The sequence below is a fragment of the Oleiphilus sp. HI0043 genome, from assembly GCF_001634935.1.
The window spans coordinates 1-642 of the sequence record NZ_LWEY01000624.1 but is presented as its reverse complement, the minus strand read 5'-3'; the positions used below and the strand labels follow the sequence as shown (position 1 = coordinate 642).

1 protein-coding gene is annotated in these 642 nt (G+C 44.5%); it reads left to right on the top strand.

Annotation, left to right across the window (positions count from 1 at the left end; translation table 11 throughout):
• Positions 1-642, top strand: a 642-nt coding sequence (locus A3729_RS07620; RefSeq protein WP_197475663.1) for a 3'-5' exonuclease, incomplete at both ends; no start/stop codon positions are given.

Here is a 642-nt window from a genome sequence, read left to right as displayed (position 1 = left end):
CCTGAAGATATTAAGCGTATACAAGCTATAAAATTAGAACGGCTGGCAAGAGCACTGAATGCGCTAGAGAACAAACCGCAGCCCTTAGCCGCGACCTTTGCAAGCTATTTTAATGAAACTGAATTATATGAAGGGATTCGTTCTCTTAGCCTGAGCCACGATCATGCAGAGGAAAAAGTCGCCTCAATTCAGGGAATTGCCCGCTTTCTAGCTCAACACAAGCTTAGCCTCGAAGATACGCTCAAGCTTTTTATTAAGCTACAACAAGACTCCGAGCAACATAACCATAAGACTAAAAAAACCGATACGGTCCAGCTATCGACCATTCATCGCGCAAAAGGCCTCGAGTGGAAACAAGTCATTATTCCCGGTCTCAACAACAAAACCCTGCCCTATACCTACAAAGATGAAATGCTAAGCAAAGCCTTGCTCGAAAGTGAAAGGCGTCTGTTATACGTCGCAATGACGCGTGCCAAAGAATGCTTACACCTCCTTATTCCTGAAGATGTTTCGAACAGCAAAGCTCAAATTTCACGTTTCCAGCANGAGCTTAATATCCCGCAAAGCACAGCGTTGGGAAGTGCTCTGGATAGTAAGCAAATAGAAGTCGCATTAGGCAAACCAAGTCGTATTACGAGGCAA